Annotated in this window: 11 protein-coding genes; 6 read left to right on the plus strand and 5 right to left on the minus strand. The window is 73.8% G+C overall.

Annotated features, from left to right (window positions below):
- Positions 1–87: 87 nt before the first annotated feature.
- Positions 88–1,071: a LacI family DNA-binding transcriptional regulator gene (locus tag ACUYMY_RS04420; RefSeq protein ID WP_481702411.1), complete on the minus strand. Its 984-nt coding sequence runs from the start codon at positions 1,069–1,071 to the stop codon at positions 88–90.
- Positions 1,072–1,228: 157 nt separating this feature from the next.
- Here ACUYMY_RS04420 and ACUYMY_RS04425 point away from each other — a divergent pair, with 157 nt between their 5' ends.
- The 3 genes from ACUYMY_RS04425 to solA all read left to right on the plus strand — a co-directional run bounded on the left by ACUYMY_RS04425 (position 1,229) and on the right by solA (position 4,414).
- Positions 1,229–2,395, plus strand: a complete 1,167-nt coding sequence (locus ACUYMY_RS04425; RefSeq protein WP_481702412.1) for a Gfo/Idh/MocA family oxidoreductase — start codon at positions 1,229–1,231, stop codon at positions 2,393–2,395.
- Complete coding sequence (locus ACUYMY_RS04430) at positions 2,392–3,159, plus strand: TIM barrel protein (RefSeq protein ID WP_481702413.1); 768 nt, start codon at positions 2,392–2,394, stop codon at positions 3,157–3,159. Before ACUYMY_RS04425 ends, ACUYMY_RS04430 begins: the two co-directional genes overlap by 4 nt.
- A gap of 79 nt (positions 3,160–3,238) precedes the next feature.
- Complete coding sequence (solA, locus tag ACUYMY_RS04435) at positions 3,239–4,414, plus strand: N-methyl-L-tryptophan oxidase (protein ID WP_481702414.1); 1,176 nt, start codon at positions 3,239–3,241, stop codon at positions 4,412–4,414.
- A 12-nt stretch (positions 4,415–4,426) separates the two neighbouring features.
- Here the strand turns inward: solA and ACUYMY_RS04440 are convergent, their stop codons facing one another.
- Entirely contained in the window at positions 4,427–5,371 is a 945-nt protein-coding gene (locus ACUYMY_RS04440) for an NAD(P)/FAD-dependent oxidoreductase (RefSeq protein ID WP_481702415.1), read from the minus strand.
- Between the two features lie 87 nt (positions 5,372–5,458).
- On the opposite strand from ACUYMY_RS04440, the gene ACUYMY_RS04445 reads away from it, so the two are divergent.
- The gene (locus ACUYMY_RS04445) at positions 5,459–6,049 is read left to right on the plus strand and encodes a helix-turn-helix domain-containing protein (protein WP_481702416.1); all 591 of its coding nucleotides are present in this window, start codon (positions 5,459–5,461) and stop codon (positions 6,047–6,049) included.
- 39 nt (positions 6,050–6,088) lie between these two features.
- Here the strand turns inward: ACUYMY_RS04445 and ACUYMY_RS04450 are convergent, their stop codons facing one another.
- Positions 6,089–7,138: a LacI family DNA-binding transcriptional regulator gene (locus ACUYMY_RS04450; protein WP_481702417.1), complete on the minus strand. Its 1,050-nt coding sequence runs from the start codon at positions 7,136–7,138 to the stop codon at positions 6,089–6,091.
- Between the two features lie 144 nt (positions 7,139–7,282).
- Here ACUYMY_RS04450 and ACUYMY_RS04455 point away from each other — a divergent pair, with 144 nt between their 5' ends.
- A complete protein-coding gene (locus ACUYMY_RS04455; protein WP_481702418.1) occupies positions 7,283–8,341 on the plus strand; it encodes a Gfo/Idh/MocA family oxidoreductase in 1,059 nt (352 codons plus the stop codon).
- 79 nt (positions 8,342–8,420) lie between these two features.
- On the plus strand, positions 8,421–9,539 hold the full coding sequence (locus tag ACUYMY_RS04460) for an LOG family protein (RefSeq protein ID WP_481702419.1): 1,119 nt from the start codon (positions 8,421–8,423) through the stop codon (positions 9,537–9,539).
- 154 nt (positions 9,540–9,693) lie between these two features.
- Here the strand turns inward: ACUYMY_RS04460 and ACUYMY_RS04465 are convergent, their stop codons facing one another.
- Both ACUYMY_RS04465 and ACUYMY_RS04470 read right to left on the minus strand, forming a co-directional pair.
- The gene (locus ACUYMY_RS04465) at positions 9,694–11,019 is read right to left on the minus strand and encodes an MFS transporter (protein WP_481702420.1); all 1,326 of its coding nucleotides are present in this window, start codon (positions 11,017–11,019) and stop codon (positions 9,694–9,696) included.
- A 45-nt stretch (positions 11,020–11,064) separates the two neighbouring features.
- Positions 11,065–12,087: an MBL fold metallo-hydrolase gene (locus tag ACUYMY_RS04470; RefSeq protein ID WP_481702421.1), complete on the minus strand. Its 1,023-nt coding sequence runs from the start codon at positions 12,085–12,087 to the stop codon at positions 11,065–11,067.
- Between the last annotated feature and the right edge of the window lie 41 nt (positions 12,088–12,128).

The following is a 12,128-nucleotide window of genomic DNA, read 5'->3' on the forward strand; positions in this document are numbered from 1 at the left end:
CCGGCCGTGGGTTGTGCACTTTCTGACGCAGTCCGGAGGTCAGGCGCGCACCGGCCCCGTCGAATGGGGGAGTTGAGGGCGGCCTGGTTAGCGGACGACGGCGCGCGGCGGCGCCGTGCTCGAGCGCACCGTGAGCGAGGGCGCCACGAGGACGTGCTCGTGCCGCCCCTCGAGCGCCTCCGCCGCGGCGTGGACGGCGGCCGCGGCGAGCGCGTCGGGGTCCTGGCGCACGCTCGTGAGGCCCACGTGGGCGAGCGCCGCGAGCCGCGAGTCGTCGTAGCCGACCACGGAGATGTCCTCCGGCACGTGGACGTCCGCGGTGCGCAGCACGTGGACGACGCCGAGCGCGGCCTCGTCGTTGAACACGAGCGCCGCGGTGGGCAGCTTCTCCCGCGCGAGGGCCAGGAGGGCACGGGCGGCCTCCATGCCGGCAGCGTCGGTGGCCCCGGCGGGCACGACGGCGGCCTGCCCGCCCAGGAGCGCCGCAAAGGCCTCGCGGCGGGCCGCCGCGCCGACGGCCGAGCCGCCGTCGAGGTGCGCGATCCGCGCGTGCCCGAGGCCGCGCAGGTGCTCCACGGCGAGGCCGATCCCGGCGGCCTCGTCGGTCGCGACGCTCGCGACGCCGTCGTGCCCGGCCTGCTCGAGGACCGCGACGACGGGCAGGGGGAGGGCCGCGAGCCCCTCCGCGGGCGTGTCCGGGGCGAGCACGAGCAGCGCCTCGACGCCCAAGTCCAGGAGCGAGCCGACCGCCTCGGCCTCGGTGCGCCGCGGCCCGCGCGCGCTCAGCGCAAGGTCGAACCCGGCCGCGGCGGCCGCGGGGTAGAGGGCCTCGACGAGCTCGGCGTGGAAGGCGCCGTCCAGCGCGAAGACGACGCCGAGCAGGCCGCTGCGCGCGCTGCGCAGGAGCCGGGCGCGCGTGTCCGGCCGGTAGCCGAGCCGCTCGGCGGCGGCGAGCACGCGCTCGCGGGTCGCCTCGCTCGCGCCCGGCGCGCCGCGGAAGACGATCGAGACGAGCGCGCGCGATACGCCGGCCTCGGCGGCGACGTCCGCCATGGTGGGCCGCTTGGCCATGGCTCCCTCCCTCGATGCTCTGGGCTCTTCCCGCCACTGTACTAGATCGATCTAGACAGCGGGCGTCGAGCGTGCCACACTGGCGGGACCAGCAGGACTAGATCGATCTAGACGGCGGCCGCGTGAGCTCCGCCGGATCGCCCCCGAGAGGACCACCATGAGCTACCTGCCCATCGCCTCGGCCCGCCCCGAGCCCGTCCGCGTCGGCCTCATCGGCGCCGGCTGGATGGGAGCCTTCCACGCCCGCAGCCTCGCCCTCGCCATCCCGGGCGCGGTCCTGGCCGCGATCGCGGACCCCGCCGTCGAGGCCCCCTCCGCGCTCGCCGCCGAGCTCGGCGTCCCGGCCGTGACCCCAGACCCCGCCGACCTCCTCGCCGATCCGGCGATCGACGCCGTCGTCATCGCCGGGCCCGCCCGCTTCCACGCCGAGCTGTCGATCGCCGCCGCCCGCGCGGGCAAGCACGTCTTCTGCGAAAAGCCCGGCGCGCTCGGCCTCGACGAGCTCGCCGCCGTCGAGGCCGCCGTCGCCGAGGCGGGCATCCACTGGCAGATCGGCTTCAACCGCCGCTACGCCGCGGACTTCCTCGCCGCGCGGCGCGACGTGGCCGCGGGCGCCGTCGGCACGCCGCAGCTCCTGCGCTCGCTCACGCGCGATCCCGGCACCGGCAGCATCCCGCACGCCGCCGGGATCCCGGCCTGGACCGTGTTCCTCGAGACCCTCATCCACGACTTCGATGCCCTGCACTGGTTCAACGCCGGGTCGGAGCCCGTGAACGTCCACGCCGTCGCCGGCGCGCTCGTCGAGCCCGCGTTCAAGGAGGTAGGCTTCCTCGACACGGCGGTCGTGACCGTGCGCTACGCGAACGGGGCGATCGCCGTCGCCGAGGCCAGCTTCTCCGCCCTCTATGGCTACGACGTGCGCGGGGAGGTCTTCGGCTCGGCCGGCATGGTCCAGGCCGGCCGCGCGACCGAGACCGCCGCCGTCCGCTACGGCGCCGAGGGGCTCTCCGCGCGGACGCCGCGGCTCAACGTCGAGCTCTTCGCCGACGCGTACCGGGACGAGCTCGCCGACTTCGCCGCGCACGTCGCCGCGCGGCGCGACGGCACCCCGGCCCCGGACCACGGCGTGCCGCTCACGCCGGGCCTGCCCGACGCGCGGCGGGCGCTCGCCGTCGCCCGCGCCTGCGTCGAGTCGGTGCAGACGGGCGCAACCGTCCAGGTCCAGGGCTCGTTCGTCGGTCCCGCGCACGACGGCGGCGCCGCGCCGGCCGCTGCCGGCTCGCCGGCGGCTGCGCCGGCCGAGGCCGAGGGGGTGCGCGCGTGAGGCTCGCCGTCTGCGCCGAGATGGTCTTCACGGACCTGCCGTTCGCGGAGCGCGTCCGGCGCATCCACGAGGCCGGGTTCGAGATCGAGATGTGGGACTCGCGCACCAAGGACATCGCCGCCCTCAAGGCCACGGGCGCGAGGATCTCCTCCATGACCGGCTACGCGGCCGGCTCGCTCGTCGAGCCGGACACCGCCGATCAGGTGGTGAGCACCGCCGAGGCGCTCATCCCCACGGCCCTCGAGCTCGGCGTCGACCGCCTCGTGGTCCACCCGGCCGAGCTCGTGGATGGGCGGGCCGCCCGGCCGCACTGGCGCTCGGACGGGACCATGTGGCTCACGGCCGCGCGCACGCTCGAGCGGCTCGGCGAGCTCGGCGCGCGGCACGGGCTCACGTTCTGCCTCGAGAACCTCAACACGATCGTGGACCACCCGGGAATCCCGCTCGCCCGGGCGAAGGACACGCTCGCGCTCGTGCGCGCCGTCGGCCACCCCAACGTGCGGCTCATGCTGGACCTGTACCACGCGCAGATCGGGGAGGGGAACCTCATCGAGCTGGTCCGCGAGGCCCTGCCGTGGGTCGGCGGGATCCAGGTCGCGGACGTCCCGGGCCGCTGCGAGCCCGGCACCGGGGAGGTCAACTACACCGCCGTCCACCGGGCGCTCGCCGAGGCGGGGTACACCGGGACCGTGGGGATGGAGGCCTACGCCGCCGCCGACCCCGACGACGCCCTCAAGGCCTTCGGCGCCGCCTTCGGGCGCTGAGGCGCCCCCGCCGAACAGCGTTCTCGCTCCGCGCCCAACCTGGGCGAGGATGGTCCGGACCACGGCAAGGAGAAGGTGCATGCAGAACGGGTACAGCCACATCGTCATCGGGGCGGGCGCGATCGGATCCGCGGCCGCGTACTGGCTGTCCCGCCGGGCCGGGACGCGCGTGCTCGTGCTCGAGCAGTTCGACCTCGTCAACACGCTCAACTCCTCCGGCGACGTCTCGCGGATCATCCGCCACGCCTACCACAGCACCGACTACACGAGGCTCACCCCGGCCATGTTCGAGGCGTGGGCCGAGGTCGAGGAGCGCTCCGGCCTGCCGCTGTACCTCAAGACCGGAGGGTTGGATCTGGCGACCTCGGCAGAGGCGAGCCTCGCCGGCATCGACGCCTACCGCCGCGCGCTCGCGGCCGAGGGCATCCCCTACGAGGACCTCACGGCGCGCGAGATCCGCGCCCGCTACCCGCAGTGGCGCATCGAGGACGACGTGACGGGCATGTACCAAGAGGCCGGCGGGCTCATCGACATCCGCCGGTCCGTTGCAGCGCACACCTCGCTCGCCCTCGCCGCCGGCGTCGAGTTCCTGCCGAACACGCGGGTCGAGGGCATCGACGTGCACCCGGACAGCGTCACCGTCCGCACCGGCGGCGGCGACTTCGAGGCCGGCAGCCTCGTCGTCGCGGCGGCGTCCTGGCTCCCCGAGCTCATGGCGGACCTCGGCCTCGAGTACCGCCTCACGCTCTCCCAGGAGCAGGTCGGCTACTTCACCTCCGGGAACCTGGCCGAGTTCACGCCGGAGAGGTTCCCGATCTGGATCTTCCACGGCGAGGAGACGTTCTACGGCTTCCCGGTCTACGGCGAGCCCGCGGTCAAGCTCGCCCGGGACATGCGCGGGCGCTTCATCAGCAGTGAGGAGCGGGTCTTCGAGGGCGACGACGCCGAGGCCGCGATCCTGCGAGGCTTCCTCGAGCGGCACCTGCCCCGGGCCGTGGGCCCGGTCTGGGCCAACCGGACGTGCGTCTACGACATGGCCCCGGACCGGGACTTCGTCCTCGACACCTTGCCGGGGAGCCCGCACGTCGCGGTCTTCAACGGCGGCGGGCACGCCGGGAAGTTCGCGAGCCTCATGGGGCAGATCCTCGCCGATCTCACGGTCGACGGCGGCACGCCCCACCCGATCGAGCCGTTCTCCCTGCGCCGCCCCGCCATCACCGATCCGGGCTTCGAGCCGGTCTTCCGCCTCTCGTGATCCGGCTCCACGTCACCGGTTGACGGCGCGCTGCACGACGGCGGCCCGCGCATCCTCCTGGACGAGGTCGGCGTTGATCGCGGCCGCCGCGGCGACCCCGGCGCCCGCAGCGGCGGATACCATCGCGGCGAGGTCGCTCGAGTTGCCGGCGGCCCACACGCCCGGGAGGTCCGTCGCGCCCATGGGCCCCGTGGGAATGAACCTTCCCATCGGGTGCTCAGCCATCGTCCCGCCGAGCTGCTCGTACAGCTCCCCGCGGGCCAGGAAGCGCGGGGCGACCGCGACTGCGTCGACCGTCTCGCGGTGCCCGCCCGCGAGGACGACGGCGGTCCGGCCGCCGTCGTCGTCGAGCCTCGCCACTGCGCCGTCCACGACCTCGACGCCGAGCGCGGCGAGCTGGTCCCACTGCTTGGCGTCAGGCTCGGGCATCGTGTTCCGGAACAGCGTCACGGCGTCGCTGAGCTGGCGGAACATGAGGGCCTGGTGAACGCTCTGGGACGCCGTGCCGATCACCCCGATCCGCCGCCCGCGGACCTCCCAGCCGTGGCAGTAGGGGCAGTGGAGCGCGGTGCGGCCCCAGCGCTCGCGCAGGCCGGGGATCGCGGGAAGGTCGTCGGCGAGGCCCGTCGTGAGGAGGAGCCGACGGGCGCCCAGCTGCGCGCCGTCCTCGAGCGTCAGCGCGAATCCGGTCTCCGTGCGCCGGACCCCCACTGCCCGACCCCGTCGGATGTGCGCCCCGTAGCCCTCAGCCTCCGCACGGCCGGCGGTGAGGAGCTCGAGCGGACCGACGCCCTCTCGGCCCAGGACGTTGTGCGCCCCCTCGGCCGGCGCGTTGCGCGGCTCGCCTGCGTCGATGACGACGACGCGCCGCAGCGAGCGCGCGAGGGCCACCGCGGCGCTGAGCCCGGCGGCGCCGCCGCCCACGATGGCGACGTCGTAGTCCGCCTCTGGTTCCATGGTTCCTCCTCGTGTTGGTAGGAACGATTCTCAGCTGCCCGCTGTCCGACTGGCAATCCATATTGCCGGAATGGCAAACTGCGGGGCATGGAACGTGACACGCCCAGCGGCGACGACGGGCTCCTCGCCGGGGTGGGGCCGCGCCTTCGGGCGCTGCGCGAGGGGAGGGGCCTCACGCTCACGGAGGTCTCCGAGGCCACCGGCACCTCCGTGAGCACGCTCTCGCGTCTCGAATCCGGCGGGAGGAAGCCGACGCTCGAGCTCCTCCTGCCGCTCGCCCGGGTCTACGGCGTGCCGCTCGACGAGCTCGTCGGCGCGCCCGAGGTCGGGGACCCGCGGATCCACCTTCGCCCCGTCCGCCGGCACGGGCAGGTCCTGGTCCCGCTCAGCCGCGGCGCGATCGGGCTGCGCGCGTACAAGCACGTGATCCCCGGACGTGCCAGACCCGCCAAGCCCGAGCCCCGCACACATGCCGGGCATGAGTGGCTGTACGTCCTCGCCGGGCGGCTGCGGCTCGTGCTGGGCGGGCGCGAATTCGAGCTCGGCCCCGGCGAGGCCGCCGAGTTCGACACTCTCACGCCCCACTGGTTCGGTACCGCCGGGCCCCAGGCCGTCGAGTTCCTGAGCCTCTTCGGCCCGCGCGGGGAGCGCGTCCACGTGACGCCGCTCGAGGACTGAGGCGACCTCCCCGGGCCCGTCGTCCGGCCGTCTTGCCGGTCAGGCGGGCGGGGGAGCCGTGCTCGAGCGCGCCTTGAGCCCGGGCGGCAGGAGGACGACGGCGGGCGGCTCGCCGTCGGCGTCGTCCGCCTGCCCGCCCGGGGCTGCGATGCGCGCTGTGATGCCCTCTACGAGGAGTCCGGCGGCCACGCGCCCGGCCTCCCGGCTCGCGTTGTCCACGCTCGTGAGCCCGACGGCGCGCAGCCTCGCCGCAGGCGTGTCGTCGTAGCCGGCGAGCGAGAGGTCCTCGGGCACGCGCAGGCCGAGCTCCTCCGCGGCCGAGAGCGCGCCCAGGGCCGCCATGTCGTTGACGGCGAAGACGGCCGTGGGGCGTCCGGCCTCGGCGGGCGAGCGCAGGAGCGGGAGCGCGGCGCGGCGCCCGGCCTCCTCCGTGAGCCCGGCCGCGACGGTCTCGAACCCGATCCCGAGCCGCGCGCATTCGTCCTCGAACCCGGCCCGACGGGCGTCGCCCACGCCCGTCCCCGGCGCGGCGAGGTGGGTGATCCGGCGGTGGCCTAACGTGGCGAGGTGCCGCACGACGCGGCGGGCGCCCTCGGCGTCGTCGTTCGTGACGACCGCGGCGCCTGGCGCCTGGGGCCGCGCCGCCCCGACCTGGACGACCGGCACCGGCGAGAGCGGCGGCAGGGCCGCCTCGGCACCCTCGAGCGTCCCGACGAGCACGAGCCCCTCGACCCGCAGCTCGAGGAAGCGCTCGGCGAGGGCCGCGCCCTCGAGCCGCCAGTCGCCGAGGAGCGGGCGCAGCGCGCCCGCATGCAGGCCCTCCGAGAGGCCCTCGATCGCGGGCACGAACCAGGGGTTGCGCAGGTCGTCGAGGATGACGCCGACCGTCCCGGACCGGGCGGAGCCCATCGCGCGGGCGGCGGCGTTGGGCCGGTAGCCGAGCTCGGCGGCCGCGGCGAGAACCGCCTGCCGCTTGGCCTCGCTCACGTAGCCCGTCCCCCGCAGGGCGAGGGAGGCGGCGGATTTCGAGACGCCGGCGCGTGCGGCGACGTCGAGGATCGTGGCCGACTTGGACACAGCCTTCGCCATGGCGCCTCCTTCTCAGGTCCCGGCCGAGCTCTCCTTGTCAGGACAAACCTTGACCGAGGGCCCCGGCACGGGGATACTCTACTGCAAACGTTGGAACGTTCCCATACGCTCTGGGCCGCCGGCCCGGCTACGAAGGAGTGCCCCATGCCCCAGACCACCCAGACCGCCCAGGCAGTCACGCTCGGCCTCGTCGGCGTCGGCCGCATCGGCGTCATGCACGCCTGCAACATCGCCGCGCTCGTGCCGCAGTTCGCCGAGCGGGAGGTCGCGCTCTCGCTCCGGCTCACCGACGTGGCCGAGGAGCACGCCCGCTCCGTGGCCGCGGAGGTCGGCGCCGAGTTCGTCCCCGGCGGGGCCGCCGGGCTGCTCGCCTCGGGGGTGGACGCCCTCGTCGTCGCGACCGGCACGCAGACCCACCCCGAGCTCATCCGCGCCGGGGTCGACGCGGGGGTGCCCGTGTTCTGCGAGAAGCCGGTCGCGGGCTCCGTCGCCGACTCGCTGCCCGTCCTCGAGCACATCGCGGCGAAGGGCGGCATCGTCCAGATCGGCCACCAGCGCCGCTTCGACGCCGGCTACCTCGAGGCCAAGCGCCGCTTCGACGCGGGCGAGGTCGGCTGGATCCACTCGCTGCGCGCCATGACCGGCGACATGGCCCCGCCCTCGGTCGAGTTCATCGCGACCTCCGGCGGCCTCTTCCGCGACTGCTCCGTGCACGACTTCGACATCCTCCGCTGGCTCACCGGCCGCGAGATCGTGGAGGTCTACGCGAAGGGGTCCAACAACGGGGACCCGGCGATCGGCGAGGTCGGCGACGTCGACACGGCGCTCGCCGTCGTGACCTTCGACGACGGCACCGTCGGCACCGTCTCCGCGACGCGCTACAACGGCGCCGGGCACGACGTGCGCCTCGAGATCCAGGGCTCCCAGTCCTCGGTCATGGTGGGCCTCGACGCGAAGACGGCCCTGCGCTCGGCCGAGCTGGGCGTCGCGTTCCCCGCCGGCGAGACGCACAAGACCTTCGCCGAGCGGTTCGACGCCGCGTACCGGGCGGAGCTCGCCGCGTTCGTCGAGCTCGTCCTCGGCGAGCGGGAGAACCCGTGCACCCCAGAGGACGCGGTGGCCGCCTCCCGCGTCGCGGACGCGGCCCAGGAGTCCCTCGAGACCGGCGCCCCGGTGAGGGTCCAGGTCCCCACCCCGGCCTGACGTTCCGGGTACGGAGCCATCCGGCGAGATCCCAGAAGTGCCCTGCGCCATGCCGCCACACCCCGGCTAATGTTTCTCCATGGACGCCGCACTCAACCCCATGCCGCGTATCCTCGAGGTCGACTCGCTCGAGAGGTTCGACGAGCTCCTGGGCAACGGGGCGACGTCCATGGAGGGCTGGCACCTGCAGTCCGTGGACCTGACGGGCCGCTCGAGCGAGCTCAAGGCCCTTGACCCCACGGGGTCGATGTTCCTCGGCTGTGTGCTCCAGCCGGGGATGGAGCAGTCGTTGCGCGCCCGCGGGGCCCTCGTCTTCCCTCTCCTGCCCGACGTGCCCTTCAATGCCTACCGCCCGGACCTCTACACGGGGCTCGAGCTGTACGAGGGCGTCGATGCCAACCCCTACGAGCGGACCCCCGACGCACGGATCTACGCGTGGACGCAGCGGCAGGGCCGAGCCGGCGTCGACTCCGCCATCGCCGCAGCCCTCCACGACCACCACATCGGTGACGCCCTCGGCGCCGTGCTCGCCCAGCTCGGCGCGGACAACCGCGTGGTCGGGGTCATGGGCGGGCACGCGGCGGGCCGGGGGACCCCGGCGTACGACGACGCCGCTCGCCTCGGGCGCGGACTCGCTGCGGCTGGGCATGTGGTCGCCACCGGCGGGGGGCCCGGCGCCATGGAGGCGGCGAACCTCGGGGCCTACCTCGCCGCGGCCGCCGACGAGGCGCTCGACGACGCGCTGGCGAGGCTCGCCGTCGTGCCCTCCTACCGGCCCTCGGTGAGCGGATGGGCCAGGGCGGCGCTCGCGGTCCTCAAGGAGCATCCGGCCGGGACGGCGAGCCTCGGCATCCCCACGTGGTTCTATGGCCACGAGCCGCCGAACCTGTTCGCGACCCACATCGCGAAGTACTTCGCGAACGCCGTCCGCGAGGCCGTGCTGCTCGAGAAGTGCACGGGCGGGGTCGTGTTCCTGCCGGGCGCCGCCGGGACCGTGCAGGAGATCTTCCAGGACGGCTGCGAGAACTACTACGCCGCCGCGGAGGCGGTCACGCCCATGGTGCTCGTGGGGGTGCGCCACTGGACGGAGGACCTGCCCGCATGGCCGCTCCTCTCGGCGCTGGCGCGGGGGAAGGGCATGGAGGGGAGCGTCCATCTCGTGGACTCGGTCGAGGAGGCCGTCGTGATCCTCGACTGACCCCGCAAGGCAGGAAGGTGACCCCGCATGGGAGAAGTCCGATGCGGGGTCACGTCTCAACGTTGCGGGGTCACGTCCCTAGCTTGCGGGGTCACCTCCCTAGGTTGCGGGGTCACGTCCCTAGCGTGCGGGGTCACGTCCCTAGGTTGCGGGGTCAGTCGAGCTGGCGCTTGGTCCCCTCGGCCGTCGCCCGGACCGCGACGAGCGCGACGAGCAGGATCCCCATCCAGAACACCGCGACCGGCCACAGGGCCCCGCCGGCCGCGAGGGTCAGGCCCGTGACGATCATCGGCGTGAAGCCCGCGCCGAGCATGGACGCCGAGTGGTACGCGAGCGAGGCGCCCGTGTAGCGGATGCGCGTCGGGAACTGCTCGGCCACGTACGCGGCGATCGGCCCGTAGAGGACGCCCTGGACCAGGCCGTTGCCGATGAAGATCGCGAGGCCGAAGCCCCAGAGCGTGCCGTTGGTCATGAGCAGGATCGTCGGGTAGGCCAGCACGGTGCCGAGCAGCGTGCCGAAGGCGAGCACGCGCCGTCGTCCGTACCGGTCCGAGAGCCGGGCCGAGACGAAGCACATCACGAGGGTGAGCGCGGCCGCGCCCGCCTTGATGTTGAGTACGCCGTTCTTGTCAGCGCCGGACTCGACGGCGACCGAGACGCCCCACACGGTCGTCATGGCCTGGCAGACGTAGAACGCCGTGGTCGCGGCGAGGCCGAGCAGGACGGCGCGCTTGGCGGTGCGCAGGACGTCGACGATCGGCACCCGGCGCTTCTCGCTGACCGCCTCGAGCCGGACGAATGCAGGCGTCTCCGAGACCTTGAGCCGGATCACCATGCCGACGACGATGAGCGCCGCCGAGAGCAGGAACGGCACGCGCCAGCCCCAGTCGAGGAACCCGTCCCCGGAGAGGGCGGCGAACAGGGACAGGGCGAGAGTGCCCAGGATTGCGCCGGCCGGGCCGCCGGCGTTCGCGAAGGACGCCGCGAAGCCGCGGTGCCTCTGCGGGGCATGCTCGATCGCCATGAGCGCCGCGCCGCCCCACTCGCCGCCGACCGCGATGCCCTGCACGAGGCGCAGGAGCACGAGGGTGACGGGCGCCGCGATGCCGATCTGCGCCGTCGGCGGCAGGAGCCCGATGGCGACGGTGCCGGCGCCCATGATGAGCATCGAGAGGACGAGCATCTTCTTGCGGCCCACGATGTCGCCGAAGTGGCCGAAGATGAGGCCGCCGAGCGGGCGGGCCACGTAGCCGACGGCGAGCGTGACGAAGGAGGCGAAGAGCGCGAAGCCCGGGCCGAGGTTGGCGAAGAAGACCTTGTTGAACACGAGGGACGCGGCCGTCGCGTACAGCATGAAGTCGTAGTACTCGATCGCGCTGCCGACGAAGGACGAGGCCAGGATGCGGCGCATGTCCTTCGTGTTGAGGGTCTCGGGGACGCTCTGGGTGCTCGGCGCGGTCATGGTGCTTTCGGTGTTCACTTCGTTGTCCTGTCCTCAATGATGGACTGCGGGGGCCTAAGGGCGTCAGCGCTGACGGCCGAAGGGGATGACCTCGAGGTCGGCCGGGAGGACGAAGCGCCCGGCGAAGTGCTCGGCCGCCTCCTCCCAGACCCTGTCCGGGGCGTGGCCCGGGACCAGGTGGTGCAGCGCGAGGGTGCCGACGCCGGCCGCCTCCGCGGCCTTGGCGGCCTCGCGCACGCTCGTGTGGGACTTGTAGTGGTGGTCCCGCGCGGCGCGGGAGGCCTCGTCGGTCTTGTCCCCGTAGAGAGACTCGACCCACTCGAAGTCGATCGCCTCGTGCAGGAGCAGGTCGGTGCCCTGCGCGAGCGTGATCAGGTTGGGCGTGTAGCAGGTGTCGCCCGAGATCGTGACGGAACCTTCGGCGGTATCGAAGCGGAACGCGAACGCCGGGGCGACGGGCGGGTGCTCGACGAGGATCGCGGTGACCGTGACGAGCTCGTCGCGGTACACCTCGAACGGGTCCATCGCGGGGGTGGGGTTGTCGTTGGGGTGGTAGCCGGCCTCGGCGGGGATCTCGATGTCCCGCGCGTCGAACACGTCGAGCGGGCTGGGCTTGAGGCTGTCGAGGATGCGGTCGTTGAGGTCCGTCGCGTGCGCCGCCATGAGCGTAGCGAACATCTCGCGCGTGCCCGGCGTCGGGTTCTCCGGCGCGAGCGGCTCGGGAGGCACGACGGCGCGCGGGGACACCGGGGGCAGAGCGCCGCGGTTGCCGGGGCCGAGGATCGTCACCGGCCGGTCGGTCCGGTCCAGGAGGGCGTACAGGCCGAAGATGCCGATGCCCGCGAGGTCGTACACATGGTCCGAGTGCAGGTGGGTGATGAACAGGGCGCGCAGATCGGCCATCGAGAGCCCGGCCTGGGCGATGCGCCGGCCCGATCCCTGGCCGCAGTCCACGAGGTAGAAGGCGTCGCCGACGACGACGGCGGTCGCGATCCCGGTGCGCTCGCCCGAGTCGGCGGCGGCCCACCAGCGGGGGCCACCGGCGGTCCCGAGGGTGACGACGTGGGGTGCAAGGCTGGGGCTCATAGCGGTGAAGCTCCTTCGGTTCTGGACTGGACTCCAGTGTG

Source organism: Sinomonas sp. T428B (assembly GCF_056780155.1).

Bases quoted from the DNA above. Each gene is read 5' to 3' on its own strand.
- ACUYMY_RS04420 (WP_481702411.1), bottom strand. From the start codon at position 1,071: ATGGCCAAGCGGCCCACCATGGCGGACGTCGCCGCCGAGGCCGGCGTA.
- ACUYMY_RS04425 (WP_481702412.1), top strand. From the start codon at position 1,229: ATGAGCTACCTGCCCATCGCCTCGGCCCGCCCCGAGCCCGTCCGCGTC.
- solA (WP_481702414.1), top strand. From the start codon at position 3,239: ATGCAGAACGGGTACAGCCACATCGTCATCGGGGCGGGCGCGATCGGA.
- ACUYMY_RS04440 (WP_481702415.1), bottom strand. From the start codon at position 5,371: ATGGAACCAGAGGCGGACTACGACGTCGCCATCGTGGGCGGCGGCGCC.
- ACUYMY_RS04445 (WP_481702416.1), top strand. From the start codon at position 5,459: ATGGAACGTGACACGCCCAGCGGCGACGACGGGCTCCTCGCCGGGGTG.
- ACUYMY_RS04450 (WP_481702417.1), bottom strand. From the start codon at position 7,138: ATGGCGAAGGCTGTGTCCAAGTCGGCCACGATCCTCGACGTCGCCGCA.
- ACUYMY_RS04455 (WP_481702418.1), top strand. From the start codon at position 7,283: ATGCCCCAGACCACCCAGACCGCCCAGGCAGTCACGCTCGGCCTCGTC.
- ACUYMY_RS04460 (WP_481702419.1), top strand. From the start codon at position 8,421: ATGGACGCCGCACTCAACCCCATGCCGCGTATCCTCGAGGTCGACTCG.
- ACUYMY_RS04470 (WP_481702421.1), bottom strand. From the start codon at position 12,087: ATGAGCCCCAGCCTTGCACCCCACGTCGTCACCCTCGGGACCGCCGGT.